A 16,674-nucleotide genomic window follows, 5' to 3' on the forward strand; every position below is an offset into this window, starting at 1 on the left:
CTGCTCTTAGCCAGCAGCGCAATTGCCACTTACTACATTTTGTATTCTAGGCGTTTTGTCTGAAGCTGCAGTCCAAATAAAGAGGAAAGAACCCAATATGCATAGCCCTTTGAACAGAGTAACGATATTTTTCTTGCTGTTTTTGAGCCTTCCAACAACGGCATCTGAACAACAAAAGTTAACTCAATTAATGGATGATATTTGGCAATACGAACTCTCCATATCCCCTGTTTATGCTAGCTCTCATGGGGTCCATGAGTTCGATGACAAGCTTGCCGATATTTCCCCTGAAGGGCTAGCCAAGCAAAACACTCAGTTCAAAAGCTTCTTGCAAAAATTAGATAAAATCGACAAACAACAGTTACCCCGAACAGATCAAATTAATCTGCTGATGCAACGTTATCGCATCCAAAATTACGTGGATGAATATCGCTTCAACGCTCATTATGTGCCACTAACCTCTGAGTATGGTTTCCATAATGGAATGGCTGGCCTCCCCCGTTCGAGTCGCTTCAACAGTTTAAAAGACTACCAAAATTATTTAACTCGACTTCGCCAAATTCCTGCTTATTTTACCCAGCAAATTGCATGGATGAAAAAAGGTATGGTAGTGGGAATGGTGCAACCTAAAGCAGTCATGCTAGGTTTTGAAAAGTCTGTTGAAAGCTTTTTCAGTGGGCAAGTTGAAAGCAATACATTTTATGGCCCATTTTTAAAACTCGATGATATCGATGTCACTGAAGCTCAGAAGCGTGCATTAATCATAGAAGCGAAGGAAGTAATCAAACAGGATGTTATGGGCGCATATCAAAACTTTTACGAGTTTTTGGTCAACGATTATATTCCTAATGCGAAGTCAGATGTGGCGTCTAAGTCTTGGCCTAACGGTGAGCAGATGTACCAAAATCGCGCCCAATACTACACTACGACAGATCTTTCAGTGGACGAAATCCACCAGCTGGGACTCACAGAAGTAGCCCGTATACGTGCTGAAATGCAGAACATTGTCGATGAGTTAGGTTTTCAAGGAAGTATCAGTGATTTTATCCAATTCCTACGTACAGACCCGCAATTTTACGCTAAAACATCTGTGGAATTATTAAAACACGCCTCTTACGTTGCCAAACGTATGGATGCAAAGTTACCCAAACTATTCTACAAACTCCCTCGTACTCCCTACGGTGTTGCTCCCGTTCCCGATGCCATAGCACCGAAATACACCACGGGTAGATATGTTTCACCAAGACGTGACGATGAACCTGGTTACTATTGGGTAAACACCTATGCGTTGGATAAGCGACCTTTGTATGCTATCCCAGCGCTGACGATGCATGAAGCAGTGCCGGGCCACCATTTACAAATCTCACTTGCATCAGAGATGGACAACCTACCCAATGTACGCCGTTACACTTACATTTCAGCATTTGGTGAAGGTTGGGGTTTGTACTCTGAATTTCTGGGAAAAGAAGTTGGTATTTATCAAACACCCTATGAAGAATTTGGGCGTTTGAGTTATGAAATGTGGCGAGCATGCCGTTTAGTGGTTGATACTGGGATGCACATAAAAGGCTGGTCACGACAGCGCGCTTTGGACTATATGCTGGAAAACACCGCACTGTCAGAACACAATGTGACCACTGAGATAGACCGTTACATCTCTTGGCCGGCGCAAGCCCTAGCCTATAAAATTGGCGAATTAGAGATTAAAAAATTGCGAACAGAAGCAGAACTCGCTCTTGGTGATAAGTTTGACTTACGGGCTTTCCACGATGCGGTGTTAGAGTACGGCTCTATTCCACTGTCGGTACTGCGGGAAAATATTAACTTGTTTATCGAACAACAAAAGCAAACAAAATTGCAAAATAGGCAGAGCTAAATGCTCTGCAACTGATAATGCATTAAAGCTGGTTGCACTCTTTAAGCAAATAAGTAAATTCTTCTACATTAACTGGCATGATAGACAAACGATGGCCTTTTTGAACTAGGCCAATTTGCTGTATCTGCGGCATCGCTTTTATGCTTTTCAAGCTCAGTACTTGATTGAATTTTTTGATAAATTTAACATCCACCATATACCATCTAGGGTTCTCAGGATCGGATTTTGGATCATAATATTTTGACTCGGGGTCAAACTGAGTATGATCTGGATAAGCGCCTTTGACCACTTCAGCTAAACCTGCAATTCCTACGTTTTTGCAGCTAGAGTGATATATAAATACCTGATCACCAAGTTGCACTTTATCGCGCAAAAAATTACGTGCCTGATAATTACGGATACCGTCCCAATGCTCTGTTTGATTAGGTTTATTCGCTAAATCATCGATGCTAAATGCATCCGGTTCGCTCTTAAATAACCAGTAATTCATAACCTGCCTTTTATACTCTTAGGTATTACAGTGATTCATCATAATAACTATTCATTCAACTTACCGCAAAACTTGCATCTATGAAATTGATCAATATACTGTACATAAATACAGTATATTTTATGCGGATTTGTTCACTGCGATTTATCCGGAGTTTAGGTTATTTATGAATACACTATTGGAACAATTAAAAAATAAGCGCTTAGTCTGGCAAGGTAATCAGCAAGAACACTGCTTAACCTCTGATAGCACCGGTTATGTTGAACTTGATGAAGCACTTCAAGGCGGCTTTCCGCAATCGGGCATGATTGATATCCATACCCCCATAGGCATTGGTGAGTTGCGTTTATTATTACCGGCTTTAAGATTTCGCCAACAACACAAACGCCTGTTGGTGTTTATTGCTGCTCCAATGCAAATTAATGGCGAAATGTTAGCGGAATTTGGCATCAGCCTCGAACAAGTGTTAATTGTACAGCCAAATAGTGCTGAGCACGCCCTTTGGAGTGCTGAACAGTGCCTTAAAAGCGGCTGCTGTCATAGTGTACTTATGTGGCATCAACAACTTGAAATAGCCCAAACCAAACGCTTACAACTAGCAGCAGAGCAAGGTGATGCTTTGCATTTTGTGCTGCGCCAAAGTCGACAATTAAGTGTGTCTTTACCTGTCAGCCTAGCAATGAAACTCAGTGCCCATGAACAAGGAGTAGCAGTACAGATAACCAAACGTAAAGGTGGCTGGCCGGCCCAGCCATTTAATATCAATATGGCCAACACTTGGCCAGAATTGGCGCTTAGTCAGCGCACCTGTAATGTGGTCTCATTTCCACAGGCGAAAGTCAGCTAATATGCAGCCTCTTTGGTTATACTTACATTTTCCACATTTACAATTAGACAGTTTGTGTCATGGAGTTCCTTCATCTCAAAAGCAGTCACCTGCAGACCCTAACGAGCAAGTTAATAGTCAGCACTCATTAGTCATATTGCACCATCAGTCAAATTGCGTATTGCAGTTAAATCAAGCTGCTATTGATGCCGGAATCCGCACTGGAATGGGCTTAGGAACCGCCGCCGCACTAGATCAACATCTACAGGTGCTCCCCTATAAAAGTGATGTCGAGCAAAAAAAGTTAGTTGAGATAGCTGAACACTTGTACTTAGTTACCTCAGATATCAGCCTTTTCCCGCCAAATGGTTTGTTATTGCGGATCCACAACATGCTGATGTTATACAACGGACTAACGGGCTATTGGCGGGTGCTTAAAAACCAGTTAAAAGACTTTCAGGTAACCTATTATTATGCCAGCGGACAATCTCCTTATGCCGCTCGCATCCTAGCCCGTACCGCATGGAATCAGATCAGTGACCATCTTCCTATGCTGCAACATCAAATTGGCATACGCCAACTGACTGACTCTGAACTGGATAAAAAAACCGTGAATAAGTTAGCCCGAGTTGGTATCCACAGTCTTGCAGATTTGATGGCATTACCATTAAAAGATGTTGCCAAACGTTTTGATATCGATTTGGTGACTTACCTGGGTAGGCTAAGCGGTGAATTTCATCATCCAATGGATTTTTATCACCCCCAATCTAAATTTCAACGTTACCTAGAACTACTTTACGAGATAAGCCATACCGACACGCTCTTATCTCCAATGAAACAGTTATTAGCGGCATTAGAACAGTTTTTAAAAATACGGGATTTGCTAACTCAAAAAATCATTTTCACCTTATATCAACGGGATAATAAAGCACTTACCCTAGAGGTAGGCTCTGCTCAAGGTGAGTATCAAGCCGCTAAATGGGCAAGTCTCAGCACCTTAAAATTAGATCACTTAACCTTACAGGCCCCCATATTTGCACTGGAGTTAAGTGCTCCTGAAAGCCAATTACGTAGTCCCGATAAAGCCGATTTATTTAGTGCCAGTAAAGGCACTCTCAGCTATTTACAGTTAATTTCATTACTCCAAGCCAAACTTGGAGAAGAAGCCATTTCGCAAGTGATATTAGATGATGACTTTCGCCCCGAGAAAGTGAATAAATATGTCCCCCCTCAACTGGAGGTCCCCCAAAAACAGATATCAACTAACCCTTTACGACCTAGCTTTATACTCCAAACCCCACAGCCATTGGCGGAGAAAGTATCCATCATACATGGGCCAGAACGTATCAGTACCGGATGGTGGGACAACCAACAAATCACCCGCGACTATTTCATCGCCCGTAATCAACATGGTCAGTGGCTATGGATATACCGTACGAGTAACAGTCTGTGGTTCGCCCATGGTTTTTTTAGCTAGCCCCTTAGTGCAAAACCGTCACTCGAGAACAACCTATGGCCTATGCTGAATTATTTTGCCAATCAAACTTTAGCTTTTTACATGGTGCATCCCACCCACAGGAGTTGGTTCAACAAGCGCATTTTTTAGGCTATGAAGCAATAGCCATTACAGATGAATGTTCTGTTGCAGGGGTAGTAAGGGCTTACACCGAAATAAAAGATCAGCAACTCAAAATTAATCTTATCGTGGGTAGTTATTTTAGACTCGATAACAGTTTAGAGTGCGTTTTATTGTGCCCTAACCGAGAAGCTTATGCAGAGCTATGTCGGATAATTACAAACGCTCGACGGCGCTCACCGAAAGGTGAATACAGCTTGGCTAAATGGGATCTGAAAACCATTAAACACTGCTTACTATTATGGTTGCCCAATGGAAAATTAAATATCGATGAACCTTGGGCAAACTGGTTAAAAAAGCACTATAAAAATCGTTTGTGGATCGCAGCACAGCGGCACCTTACTGCCAACGAACATTCGATGCTCGCGCATTATGAAAAGCTTAGTCAGTTATTTGATCTGCCCATCTGTGCTTGCGGTGGGGTGTTGATGCACAATCCAAGTCGCCTTCCCTTGCAGCATTTACTCAATGCGATTCAACACCGCAGTACAGTTGCAGAACTGGGTCGTGAGCTAGCCTCCAATAGTGAGCGTTGTTTACGGAGTCAGGACAAGCTCAACAAGCTATTCAAACGGACTTGGTTGGATAACTCCGTAGAAATTGCTCGTACCTGCCGTTTCAATCTACGAGAGCTACGCTATGAATACCCTGCAGAACTTATCCCCGAAGGAAAAACGCCAAAACAGCACCTCCGAGATCTAGTTGAAATAGGTATTCAAAAACGTTTCCCAGAAGGTATTAAACCTGAGATCCGCAAGATTATTGAAAAAGAATTAGTGCTCATCGAGGAACAAGAATATGAATTCTTCTTTCTCACTATTTACGATGTTGTGCAATTTGCCCAATCTCAACAAATTTTATATCAAGGTCGCGGCTCAGCGGCCAACTCGGTAGTTTGTTACTGTTTAGAGATCACTTCTGTCGATCCCCGTCAAATTAATGTGTTATTTGAACGTTTCATTTCTAAGGAACGGGATGAACCACCAGATATTGATGTGGACTTCGAGCATCAACGGCGAGAAGAGGTCATTCAATATATTTATTCTAAATACGGGCGAGAGCGCACAGCCATAGCGGCAACGGTATCCTGCTATCGTTTCAAAAGTGCATTGCGGGAAGTTGGCAAAGCGTTAGGAATAAATGAGACCCAATTGGATTTTTTTATTAAAAATATTAATCGCCGTGACAGCGGTCTCAACTGGCAAGCACAAATTGCCGAACTAGGCTTAGATCCAGCTTCCATGAAAGGCAAACACTTTATCTCATTAGTTAACGAGATAATGGGCTTTCCCAGGCACCTATCTCAACATGTGGGCGGGTTTATAATCTCTTCAGGTCCTTTATATCAGCTTGTACCTATTGAAAATGCCGCTATGGCAGACCGAAGCGTCATACAGTGGGATAAAGACGATTTGGAAAGCCTTGGATTATTGAAAGTAGATGTATTGGCCTTAGGGATGCTCACTGCCATTCGTAAATCTTTTCAGTTAATCGAACAACATTACGGACACACCCTTAGCATAGCGCAAATCACCAAACTCGAAGATGATCCTCAAGTGTACAAAATGATTCAACAAGCCGATACCGTTGGGGTTTTTCAAATCGAATCCCGTGCGCAAATGAGTATGCTGCCACGGCTGAAACCAAAGACATACTATGACTTGGTTATTCAAATTGCCATTGTTAGACCAGGGCCCATTCAAGGCGACATGGTTCACCCATTCCTACGTAGACGTGATGGCAAAGAGCCCATCGAATATCCCTCAGAAGAAGTAGCAGGTGTCCTTAGTCGTACCATGGGAGTGCCTATTTTTCAGGAACAAGTTATCCAACTAGCTATGGTTGCTGCGGGTTTTAGCGGTGGCGAAGCCGACCAACTTAGACGGGCAATGGCCAGTTGGAAGAAAAATGGACAGCTTATGCAGTTCCAAAACAAACTCATCAACGGCATGCTTGAACGGGGTTATACTCAAGACTATGCCCAACGCATATTTAACCAAATATGTGGCTTTGGTGAATATGGCTTCCCAGAGTCCCACTCGGCTTCTTTTGCGGTACTTGCCTATGTTTCGTCCTGGCTAAAATACTATTACCCTCAGGCGTTTTATGTGGGTCTATTAAATAGCTGGCCCATGGGTTTTTATCCCCCCGCGCAATTAATCCAAGACGCGAAACGACATCAGATCAAAATCCTCCCCATCTGTATTAACCATTCTGATTATGAACATATTTTGCAAGCTGATGGGGGCACCTTCGCCATACGTTTGGGGTTACGTATGATCAAAGGGTTATCGCAAGATGCAGCACAGTTAATGGTTAAGCATCGCCCTGTAAATGGTTACAAGTCGGTGGTTGAATTAAAACAACTGGCTGTTCGGCGTGATCACATGGAAGCCCTTGCTAGTGCAAATGCCTTTTCTGCTCTGGCCGAGAATCGTTATAAAGCGCGCTGGGCATTAATGGAAACAGAATCAGAGTTACCTCTGTTTAAAAATCAGGAACAATCATTCTTATTTGATCTTGCTCCCTCAGATGTGGAAGAAATGGTTGAAGATTATGCAGCTACCAGTTTGTCGTTAACCCGACACCCAATACAGTTATTACGCAAGGCAGGGAAATTAGGTAGGTACACGGCTGCAAATCAATTAGCTGAAAAGCAGCATAAATCGGTAGTCACTGTTATCGGAGTGGTGATTGGCAGACAAGCCCCAGGCACAGCGGCAGGAGTCACCTTTATGACATTAGAAGATGATACGGGTTGCTGTAATGTAGTGGTTTGGCAGGCTACCGCTCGGGCCCAAAAAAAGGCATTTTTAAAGTCGAAAATAATTAAAGTTAGTGGCATTTTGGAACGTGGTGATGGTGACGTGACCCATATCATTGCGGGAAAAATTACTGATCTAAGTCACTTACTCGAAGATTTGAATACCACCTCCAGAGATTTCCATTAAGCCATTTATCACTCTAATAAAAAGGCTTATTTAATCTGGATTCGTTTTAGTCCATCAAGGATATTACTGGGAATTGGAGTGCTCTGGTTACTTTTTTTGTCAACAAACACATGTACAAAATAACCTTGGGCAGAAGGAGAAGGCTCACCTGCTACAAAAATTCCAATTTCATAGGTCACTGAGCTATTACCTAAGCGAGACACCCGTAAACCAATGTGTAACTCTTGAGGGTATGCAATAGGTGCAAAGTACTGACACTTTGATTCAACCACAAAACCCACAACTCCATCGTTATGGATATCCAAACCACCCTCTTCGATTAGGTAGCGATTCACTGCACTATCAAAATACCCGTAATATTGGACATTATTTACATGCCCATAAATATCGTTATCTGCCCAGCGAGTTTGCATAGGATAGAAAACTTTATAGTCGTCTCGAGTGAACTTTAATGACATGTGTAACAACCTAAAACCAGTATAAGACGCGCCCCCAATCAACATTAACTAGTAATGCGAGGGGGCTATCAATGATTAATCGTAAAACGGTGCTCTGACTTCAGTTAAACTTCTTAGCTTAACTGGACGTTGCAACATTTGTCCGCCATCACGACCAATTGGTACCCATGGAATCTTTCCTCGACCTTTAGCCGGAGCTAGTGAGAATAAATCAAATGGTATGGAAATATAGAAGCCTTTAGTAAAGCTGCCTTCCCCATATTCTTCCGCTGATACATTAGTAAATGCGGCATAGGCACCCACGATAATTCCGCTATCAAAACGTTTAGCGATATCGATATTGACCCCTTTATCTTTAGCCAAGAACTGACCCGCATTTACGGTAAGTTGCATATCAGGCAGAAATTCAGGCGTCCAGTAAACACTTGCATGACCGGTAAACGCTTTGTAATCGAAGAAACCGGTTTCGTTATCAAAGTCACGTTGTTGTACATAGTTAAGATCAACACCGAAAGACAAGTTACTGTCTACAGGACGATATAAAATCTCGGTACCAACACCACCAAACATGGTTTCTAAATAACCACCATACACTTGAGCATAAGTATCTTCGGCTATTTTATCGAACCAATGCAAATAGGCGTTTTCCATAGTCACATTACCACGAGTAACATATTCTCGAACTTGGGTACGCACTCTAGGTAGAACGGCCGTTTCAGCGTCGACTAAGAAATTAAACTTATCGAAGTTTTCAAGTAATGTTACTTTTAATCCACCTCGAACTGAGAAGTTTGGATTAAATTGGTAACCACCATTTAGATATGCGCCACCTTGATATAGATAGAAATCTTCTGGATTACCAAAGGTTTGAATCCAAAACGTCTCCATGTTGAAAAAGACTCCTGAATAATCTCTAGGTTCATAATTATCCAGAGTAGACTCTGTGGGATTTTGACGCACATATGTTGATTGAATATCAGTTTCTAAACGCTGGTAATTTGCAGCTACTTTAAACTCTTCCGCATCAATTTTCGTTTCCAGCATGGGAATATTAGCCAGTGTATCCACCAACTTATAGGTTTTAATCGAATCCGGTAACTCAGAGGCCAATATTCTACCCACTCGCTCGGTTGCCTCATGATAATCTCGATAACCTAGTTGAGACCCGTAGAAAGTCATTTCATCTTCGCCGGTATGAGTGGCGTTGATGATAAAACTGCCTTCATTCACTAAGTCCGCATAAAGTTGCTCACGATTAATTGTTGCAACAGACTCTGCTGGTTTAGCGTTAGTTAGGTCTCTGGGGGGACGATCAAATTTATACTGCTTCACCGTGTGCATATTAAAATTATACGACACACCAAAACCTATGGTATTCCCCCTTTGGTAACTCAGATTAAAGTCCCAATTATTGTATTTATATACCGCGCCAAAATTCCAGTCACTGTCTTGTTCTAAGGTTCCAGCACGGTCATTTACATAATCATTGCCTTCATACTCGAGTTTGAGCGTTAAACCTTCTAGTGGAGTTTTATATTCGATTCCACCAAAAACAGACGCTGGCCCTTTGAAAAATTCGTTGTAGTCAATTTTTCCGCCACGACCACCAAAACCACCAGGACGTTCGCAAAATGAATCTTTAATTTCACACAGTGGATTAGTGATATTTCCCCCTGCGCCTAAATAACCTGTACCTATCCCGAGGTGCACGTCAAAAGGACCTAAGTTTTTACTGAAGTTAAGAAACTCACTACTAAAGAAACCGGTCCCTCCAATGTCCATCAAACCAAATGATACATCAGGCAAATAATAGCTTTCTTTGATCAATCGAAACTTAACGTCTATCCCTTTATCCTTCAGGGTTTGGTCGCCACTGAAATTTGCATCTTGGCTATAAAGTCTGGTTCGTACATCGGTGTAACGAACGGTAGATTCCATCCATGGGAACAGCTGTAAACTTGCTGACCAGAATCGATATTGATCGATGTCATTGTAATTAAAAGTAAAAGAACCTTCTTTGGCCATTCTCGCAGTGGGAGTCTGTATCAACCCAGTTCCACCACGAATCATCTGTGATAGGTTACCGTTATCATCGTCAAAGGGTTGTTCGGTCGCTGATGCCGTTGATGTAACTAAAGTAAGTAATGCAATCTTAGTTGTGACTGCAAAACCCAAGATCTTTTTAAACCTGATCATTCAATTACTATCCTATTTACTGCAAGTTCAGCAACAAGCTGATTAAGCTGGGTATTTTCCGAAAACCATTGGAACTCGGCCAAAGGAATATATAGTTGGCTACCAGGCATCACTTGTTGACATTCCTGGTTCCAGTAAGCAATGGGTAATTTGCGGATAACTCCGTCAGGTTGAATTGCATAAACAAAATTTGCATCGGCAATCTCTAATTTATCAATTTTCGCTACAATAGTTTCAATACATTGATTGTTTTCATAGGCTAGAGTTTGTGGCTGTGAAACTGCACCAAAAATGAATAAAGAGCTTTGTCGTTTAGTCAGTTTTAACTCGTACTTTCCGTCTTCAAACAAGGGATTATAACGAAGTACAAACCTTGCCAAGTCATAATCGATATGTATATCGATGCGTTGAGCAAGTTGCCAGCTCTCTATTTGGCTTATTAGCGGAGTTAGTGCAGTAGAATCATTCGATTGAGAAACACTGATTAACTGATCAATTAGGTTGCGTTTGTTATTTTCAGCCAGATCCGAGTCTAACTTAAATAATTGAGCACTACGCCAATACCAATTTGGTTTTAAGTCAATGGGTTCTAATACTTGGCTTAGTCTAGGATTTTCGACAAAACTCAATACTTTATTATCAACCGTTACTTCCACTTGAGAGTGGACATAACTTGAAAAACCCAACGACAGCAGGGTCACTTTAAAAATGCTTTTTAATCTATTCATGAGTAGGCTCCGACAACCGCATAGCTCTGCTAACATATTGCAGATCATAACGTTCAGTTGAACCTGAAAACTGCTGTGACGACCGTAACAACTGACCACTTTGAGTATGGTACCAGTATACATTCTGCCAACTTACTGTGTTGCCTAGGGCATTTTGCGTGGTGACATTTTCCATCACTTTCGTGGTCGAGAATTGCTGCTCCAGTATTGTCAGTGGAATATTTGTTTCTCGGCTAAAGGTAGAACTAAATTTAATCCCATATTGTTGGGGATCTATGTCTATATAACTATTCCAATTTGCATTATCCGCAACATCTTTTTTGGATATCAGAGGATCGGTAGTTAAATTATCAACATAGATTAAGTTGGTGTCTAAACCTAAAGTACGTACTAATCGACCGTTTTGCGTAATCATTACTGCATCATCTGCAGAAACCCATTTATATTGGTTATTTTCAATAAAGGCTAAGGCCAAAGTAGCATAAGGGCGATCACCCGCTTTTATATAAACAAGGTCAATAGGGCTTTCTATGACAGACTCTTTAGTTAAAGTAACACCGTCTTTGCTACTAAAATACAATTCTATATTTTGTTTATAAGCCCTCTGGGTAGAAGAACAAGCCGATAGAAACAGTATGCTACAGATTAGCAAGCTAAATGTTATTTTCATTGTTATCCAGAATAGATATTTACAACCAATAAAAAAGCCGCCAAAAAGGCGGCTTTAAATCTTTAACCAAACTTAGATCGAAGGCGAGTAAGTAAAGGTAACAGGAACGGTAATAGTCGATTGACTAGTAACAGGTCCAGTAGTAGTCACTGTAATAGTGGTACCAATACATACACCGTCAACTAAATCGTCATCACCTTCACAGGTTGGAGTTGGTGTAGGAGTAACAGGACGCTCAGGAGCATCACCATTTGAATTCGATACGATTCCACCAACAATAAGACCACCAACTACACCAGCAGCGATCATACCAGTAGTTACGCCACCTGCTGCTGCACCACCTGCTGCTGCACCACCTGTATTATCTTGTGCTTGTACGTTAACAGAAGCTACTGCTGTAGCTACTGCTAAACCAATTAAACTTTTTCTCATCACTTTTCCTTGAAAGTATTTGACACCTGATGCTGGATATTAAAGTATCCGCTCGACGATCTCAATGGCTAATTTACGATCAACAACTAATTTAAAGAACTTTTTAATCTTAATCTGGGTAAAAATATTTAATCGTGTTTTAAAACAGACACAAAGTGTCTTTTAATTAACACTTTTGCAACATAATAGCCTTATATTTCAATACCTTCGTCTAGATATAAATACCAATACAAGCGGGTTTTATTGGCCTTCAGACCAGACTGCAAACTCATTCCCACTAGGCTCAATGAAGTGGAATCTACGCCCTCCAGGAAACATAAAAATGGGACGGACAATCTCGCCATTGTGTTCCTTTATCTTATCTAAAGTGGCTTCAATATTTGCACTATAAAATACCAGTAAGGCACCACCTTTTTCACTAATATTACAGGTTTTTGCTTTATAAAACCCACCATCTAATCCTTGGTCCGAAAAGGAAGTATAGTCAGGACCATAATCAACAAATTCCCAATTGAATACCGATTGAAAAAATTGTTTTGTTGATTCAAGGTCTTTTGCGGCAAATTCTACATAATTTAACTTTTCGTGGATATTCATTGGTTTCCTATTCATTTTTGCAAATCAGTTGGTGGTACATATTTTGTCAAATTTGTACCAAAGTAGATCTGTGAATTTATGCTGATGATGAAAAAGTTTGACCAGCTCAATGCAAACTTCGTTGCTTTTTTTACTTACTCTTAATTCTATTTAATGTAGCTTATTAAGAGATTAAACGTTTAGGAAAATATAATGCTTGCTAAGAAGTTTCTGATTCATATTGCGGTGTTGAACTTAGTATGCCTATTTTCAACCTCTTCCCTAGCTAACCCAAAAGATAAAATAGAAGTTAAAGTGTTTATCGCAGCCATGTTTGAAACCGGCGAAAATAGTGGCGACAAAGCCGGTGAGTTTCAACATTGGTACGAGCTTTATTTTAAGAATAGCAAACCAATAAGTGTGAAAGGGGCCCACCGTCCCGTTTTTTGTAATTCAAATGGTGTCTGTGGTTCTGTATTAGGTATGGGGAAAGTTGGCTCTTCGGCATCCATGCAAGCGATCTTACTTTCGCCACAATTTAATTTCAAAAATGCCTACTACATATTAAGTGGTGTGGGTGGCACACCACCATCAAAGGGGACAATTGGTGATGTGAGTTGGGCAACTTGGTTAATTGATTATGATCTTGGACACCGTTGGAAAGCAAACGAAGGAAAGAAAGGCGAACCTACTTTTATGCCCCGTAAAGGCTATGAGGACATTCGACGCTATCAGCTAAATCCTAAGTTAGTGGAATGGAGCTTACTCTTAAGTAATTCTGTCAAGTTGACCGACTCGCCTTCAGCAATGGCTTATCGCATGCGTTACCCTCAGGCATCAGCCAAACGCAGCCCATCCATCAGCACAGGTACCCATATGACCGGCGACACCTTCTTCCATGGTCCAGGACTTTCACAGCAGGCACAATATATCTGTGAGTTGTACGGCGCCGATGACTATATGATTACGGAGATGGAGGCCACAGCACTAGCTCAAGTGTTATCAAGGACGGTAGGTACCGATAGGATAATGAGCCTACGCGGAGCGGTAAATTTTGATCAAGGGAATCCAAATGAGAGCACCCTTGAACATTTAGACCCTGCACCAGGTGAAACCGCTGGCGGCTTTGCTGAAACCGTTGAAAATATTGTACTGGTGGGTAGTAAAGTGGTTGATACCATTGTGCTAAATTGGAATGATTGGAAGGATGGCGTACCTGAATTATCTAACAATTAAATAGTGAACAGAATCTTGGATGAGTAATACACTCAACCAAGATTCTAAATCAATTTAACGCTGGACTGTAATACGAACAACCTTGTCGTATTGACGATGATCGAACTCACCAGTAGCATCTCCAGTCTCATCAGTGACAGGGAAAACATAACGAGGGGTCATAATAACTTCGTAGTTATAGTCACCAGAAGGACGCACTTCTACTTCTAAGAAACCGTAATGCTTGCCGCCAGAGATTAATTGCTCGCCATCCCAAACTTCAGGTGCATCACCGTGGGCACTCCAATGAGTCAACTGTGCTTCAAGGGGCAATAAATCAAATGGTACATAATCAGTAGTTGGCGGATAACCAGGACCTCTCAGGCCATCACCAGCAAAACCAACATCCCAATAACTGACACCATTGATGCTTACATACTCCAACAATTCATCATGCCCCGACAACACAGCGGTAACATCGTATTGTTCAAAAAGCTGCTGATAAATTCGCATAGGAGCACCAGATTGACTGTCTTCACCATTAGCTATACCCGCACTTCCCGATGGAAGGCTATGTACCCCAGTACCAAAAGCAGTATGGTGAAATTGGACGAAAATCACTTGGCCTTCGGCTTGTGCATCAGCCAGCTCTCTCACTGCCCAATTCCACTGCTCGCTACCTTCATTAAAATCAGGTACTCGCGATTCGTCTCCATTAATAAATAAATTTGTATCTTGGCTAGGGTCTTCATCATTACCGTTAGATGAATCTAAAGTGATTAGTGTTACTGGACCGTAATCCACACGATAAAAACGTTTTTCATAACGTTCATCTGAAGCACCATTTTCTGGCAATTCCCAATAAGTGTTCCACTTGTCATAAGACAGCATAGAAGCTTCAGCGTTGTACCCTGGTGCATCGGGGTGCCAATAGTTTTCATGATTACCTAATGCAGGGAAAATAGGCGTGGTTGAAGCTAGCGTTCCCCATTCACCTGCACTATGTCGCCAAAACTCATCCCAATCTAACTGACGACCGCCTTTTTCTACTAAGTCGCCAGCGATAACCCAAAAATCAGGGCTTCTTTGTGCGGCATAGTCTAAATTAGCTTTATAGCCTGTGGTTTGATCAACCGGGTATTGACGAGTATAAGTATCAGGGTCAGTGCCTAATTTGTCACCGCCAATAGCTAAAGCACTAGCGGTCCAACGCACTGTCTTTTCAGTAGATTCTGGTTCAGTTTCCATATCTGACATAGTGATGAATCGAATAGTTTCACGACTACCAGTATTTGGAGCTGTAGTTAATGTAGAAACGAAAGCACTTTCGTTTGGTTGTTCTACGGTATATTCATAAGCTGTACTAGCTTCGAGACCGGTCACCCTAACAGAATGTTTATAACTGGCTGCAGGAGCTGCACCATCGACTAATTCGCTATGGATCTCACCATAATTGGTCTCACCATGAATATATTCAACTTCCGAAGTCCCGTAAGTAAGTGAATCAGCATTTTGCACATCCGACACAAAAGAACCAATGCCTTCTATAGTTACTGTACCAGGTTGATCATTATCACTTAACCAATTTACCGTAATCTCATTAGCTGTTGGATTTTGAAGATAGGGTAGAACAGTAAAATTTATATAGGAAGTAGGTGTGATCTCCGCTTCTGTATCAGGAGTAGATTCATTGTCGCTGTTACAGCCAGCTAAAGCGAGTACGCTTACTGTTATTAGTGTTTTATAAAAATGTGGAAATGTAGAGGTAGACTTCATTTATTAATACCCTATTTTAGTTATTTTTAGTAACAGCAGTATTCCGTAGAACAAAACTGTTTAATTAAAACTGCGCGTAAGAATAGGGATACTTAGTGGCATTTCTGTTACCAAATTATGATGATTAGAAGTCAGATTAACTGCAATTATATGACAGCTATATCCACCAAAAACAAATCATGAGAGAGTTGTTTTTATGATTCTAATCTAGGTTGTCTTTCTTACATTTACGGGCTAAAGCCCGTGCTACAGGTTGTGTATTTCTTTGCTCTCACATGGGGGTGAAGGAGGCTGTTTTTAGTTGCGCAGCAACGTTAGCCGACTGAACGACTCGCATGGATGTCAGGCAGACCGGTGAAATATGGATGTGTACCACCTAGTCATTTATACCCCTTTTCAACGGGGACAGGCATAGCTTATTCCACGGGCTAAAGCCCGTGCTACAGGGTTTTACATCTCTTTGCTCTCACATGGGGGTGGAATCGGTTGTTTTTAGCTTCGCAGAAGCGTTAACCGATGGAACGGGCAGCAGGGATGCTGCACAGCCATATGGAAGTGTGACACCTAGCCTTTTATTACATCGACAGGCATTGCATGACATTAGATGGGTATGGTTTCTCTTGAGGTGTGCTTTTGCGCGGCAGCGCTTAGAGTAAGGGCTATCCACAACATGTATTTCATATTGGCTATGTTGTAAAGTCACAAATGCAAAAAAGGGCTACCCTTTCGGATAGCCCTTTCTCTAATGGGAGTCTGGCGATGTGCTACTCTCACATGGGGAAACCCCACACTACCATCGCCGCTAACACGTTTCACTTCTGAGTTCGAGATGGGATCAGGTGGT

At 41.6% G+C, this 16,674-nt stretch carries 13 protein-coding genes and 1 rRNA gene; 5 read left to right on the forward strand and 9 right to left on the reverse strand.

Translation table 11 applies throughout. From position 1 onward, the window contains the following. The first annotated feature begins 97 nt into the window (after positions 1 to 97). Entirely contained in the window at positions 98 to 1,876 is a 1,779-nt protein-coding gene (locus ABJV04_RS20610; RefSeq protein WP_348493567.1) for a DUF885 domain-containing protein, read from the forward strand. A gap of 22 nt (positions 1,877 to 1,898) precedes the next feature. Here ABJV04_RS20610 and ABJV04_RS20615 read toward each other — a convergent pair whose 3' ends face one another. Beyond that, on the reverse strand, positions 1,899 to 2,366 hold the full coding sequence (locus ABJV04_RS20615) for an EVE domain-containing protein (RefSeq protein ID WP_348493569.1): 468 nt from the start codon (positions 2,364 to 2,366) through the stop codon (positions 1,899 to 1,901). Between the two features lie 166 nt (positions 2,367 to 2,532). On the opposite strand from ABJV04_RS20615, the gene imuA reads away from it, so the two are divergent. The 3 genes from imuA to ABJV04_RS20630 are packed head-to-tail and all read left to right on the forward strand — an operon-like array spanning position 2,533 to position 7,779. Then, the gene (imuA, locus tag ABJV04_RS20620; protein WP_348493570.1) at positions 2,533 to 3,213 is read left to right on the forward strand and encodes a translesion DNA synthesis-associated protein ImuA; all 681 of its coding nucleotides are present in this window, start codon (positions 2,533 to 2,535) and stop codon (positions 3,211 to 3,213) included. Position 3,214: 1 nt separating this feature from the next. Continuing rightward, the gene (locus ABJV04_RS20625) at positions 3,215 to 4,669 is read left to right on the forward strand and encodes a DNA polymerase Y family protein (protein WP_348493571.1); all 1,455 of its coding nucleotides are present in this window, start codon (positions 3,215 to 3,217) and stop codon (positions 4,667 to 4,669) included. A gap of 35 nt (positions 4,670 to 4,704) precedes the next feature. Further along, a complete protein-coding gene (locus ABJV04_RS20630; RefSeq protein ID WP_348493573.1) occupies positions 4,705 to 7,779 on the forward strand; it encodes an error-prone DNA polymerase in 3,075 nt (1,024 codons plus the stop codon). A 26-nt stretch (positions 7,780 to 7,805) separates the two neighbouring features. Here the strand turns inward: ABJV04_RS20630 and ABJV04_RS20635 are convergent, their stop codons facing one another. The 6 genes from ABJV04_RS20635 to ABJV04_RS20660 form a co-directional block, all read right to left on the reverse strand. Then, positions 7,806 to 8,237: a thioesterase family protein gene (locus tag ABJV04_RS20635; RefSeq protein ID WP_348493575.1), complete on the reverse strand. Its 432-nt coding sequence runs from the start codon at positions 8,235 to 8,237 to the stop codon at positions 7,806 to 7,808. A gap of 75 nt (positions 8,238 to 8,312) precedes the next feature. Then, complete coding sequence (locus ABJV04_RS20640; RefSeq protein WP_348493577.1) at positions 8,313 to 10,433, reverse strand: YjbH domain-containing protein; 2,121 nt, start codon at positions 10,431 to 10,433, stop codon at positions 8,313 to 8,315. Continuing rightward, positions 10,430 to 11,161 carry a capsule biosynthesis GfcC family protein gene (locus tag ABJV04_RS20645; RefSeq protein ID WP_348493579.1) on the reverse strand — a complete coding sequence of 244 codons (732 nt, stop codon included), beginning with the start codon at positions 11,159 to 11,161 and terminating at the stop codon, positions 10,430 to 10,432. The genes ABJV04_RS20640 and ABJV04_RS20645 overlap by 4 nt, the downstream gene beginning before the upstream one ends. Then, the gene (locus tag ABJV04_RS20650; protein ID WP_348493581.1) at positions 11,154 to 11,831 is read right to left on the reverse strand and encodes a YjbF family lipoprotein; all 678 of its coding nucleotides are present in this window, start codon (positions 11,829 to 11,831) and stop codon (positions 11,154 to 11,156) included. The genes ABJV04_RS20645 and ABJV04_RS20650 overlap by 8 nt, the downstream gene beginning before the upstream one ends. A 72-nt stretch (positions 11,832 to 11,903) precedes the next feature. Next, entirely contained in the window at positions 11,904 to 12,263 is a 360-nt protein-coding gene (locus tag ABJV04_RS20655) for a hypothetical protein (RefSeq protein ID WP_348493583.1), read from the reverse strand. Positions 12,264 to 12,503: 240 nt separating this feature from the next. After that, complete coding sequence (locus ABJV04_RS20660; protein WP_348493585.1) at positions 12,504 to 12,860, reverse strand: VOC family protein; 357 nt, start codon at positions 12,858 to 12,860, stop codon at positions 12,504 to 12,506. Between the two features lie 192 nt (positions 12,861 to 13,052). Here ABJV04_RS20660 and ABJV04_RS20665 point away from each other — a divergent pair, with 192 nt between their 5' ends. Continuing rightward, a complete protein-coding gene (locus ABJV04_RS20665) occupies positions 13,053 to 14,075 on the forward strand; it encodes a purine nucleoside permease (protein ID WP_348493587.1) in 1,023 nt (340 codons plus the stop codon). Between the two features lie 54 nt (positions 14,076 to 14,129). On the opposite strand, the gene ABJV04_RS20670 is transcribed toward ABJV04_RS20665, so the two are convergent. Together ABJV04_RS20670 and rrf are read right to left on the reverse strand one after the other, a co-directional pair. Further along, a complete protein-coding gene (locus ABJV04_RS20670; protein ID WP_348493589.1) occupies positions 14,130 to 15,830 on the reverse strand; it encodes a metallophosphoesterase in 1,701 nt (566 codons plus the stop codon). A gap of 751 nt (positions 15,831 to 16,581) precedes the next feature. Beyond that, positions 16,582 to 16,674 (reverse strand): 5S ribosomal RNA (rrf, locus tag ABJV04_RS20675); the annotation flags it as partial.

Origin of the sequence: Aliiglaciecola sp. (genome assembly GCF_039982535.1) — a bacterium.
Classification (GTDB): Bacteria; Pseudomonadota; Gammaproteobacteria; order Enterobacterales; family Alteromonadaceae; genus Aliiglaciecola.